The sequence below is a fragment of the Pseudomonas sp. EA_5y_Pfl2_R50 genome (genome assembly GCF_963970475.1).
Taxonomy (GTDB): Bacteria; Pseudomonadota; Gammaproteobacteria; order Pseudomonadales; family Pseudomonadaceae; genus Aquipseudomonas.
Genome location: NZ_CAXAPT010000176.1, coordinates 1 through 450, shown reverse-complemented (window position 1 = coordinate 450; position 450 = coordinate 1). Strand labels below are relative to the sequence as shown.

General features: G+C 65.3%; 1 protein-coding gene. It reads left to right on the top strand.

The features are described from left to right. Nucleotides 1-150: 150 nt before the first annotated feature. Complete coding sequence (locus AACY19_RS27315; RefSeq protein ID WP_339454611.1) at nt 151-351, top strand: hypothetical protein; 201 nt, start codon at nt 151-153, stop codon at nt 349-351. Nucleotides 352-450: the final 99 nt, after the last annotated feature.

The window sequence follows — 450 nt, the reverse complement described above, 5'->3', positions numbered from 1 at the left end:
GGATGCAAAGAGGCGTACTCGTTCAGCGATCTGCGCAAGCTTGCCTCGAGCTCATCCAGCAGGAAGAAACTGACATCGTCCACGGACCCGTGTCCCTTGGCGAACGGCTGCTCGAGCAGGCGGACGAGGTAGAGCGCGTAGGACCCCAAGATGATGAAGCTGGTTCGGAAGAAGGCAGCGGAGCACGCTGGCAAGATGAAGCAGGTCGCCGCCGATGCCGATCGCCTCGCCAAGGCCGGCCACATCTCCGACAAGCAGCTGGCCAAGCTGAAGAAGGACAAGCCGCTCGCCTCCGGCAAGGAAGGCGACACGGGCAAGGGCCAGACCGTCCGCGGCATCGCGACGAAGTGACCATGGCCTGGTTCGACCTCCACGATGCCCCGCGCGACCGGCCGGTCTGGCTGTTCCTGCCGTCCGCCAAGTTCACGGCGGATGCGCAGGGCCGCCCGA